1 protein-coding gene is annotated in these 265 nt (G+C 70.9%); it reads left to right on the top strand.

Annotated elements, in window-relative coordinates; translation table 11 throughout:
- Positions 1–265: pantoate--beta-alanine ligase (locus AC0IYH_RS32010; protein ID WP_471838318.1), on the top strand; the 265-nt coding region annotated here is incomplete at both ends.

Here is a 265-nt window from a genome sequence, read left to right as displayed (position 1 = left end):
ACTGGCGGTGAGCCGCACCCTGGAGCGCGCCCTCAACCTGCCGATCCAGAGCATCGGCGAGCCCACCGTGCGCGCCGAGAGCGGCCTGGCCCTGTCGGCGCCCAACGGTTACCGGAGCGAGGAGCAGCGCGACACCGCCACGGTTCTCTACCGCTCGCTGCAGCAGATTGCCCAGGCTATCCAGACTGGCGAACGCGACCTGCCCGCCCTGATTGCCCAGGCGCAGCGCGAGCATGCCGATGCCGGTCTGCGCGCCGACTACCTG

Source organism: Pseudomonas sp. AC463 (genome assembly GCF_979253585.1).
This window is presented reverse-complemented; position numbering and strand designations above follow the sequence as displayed.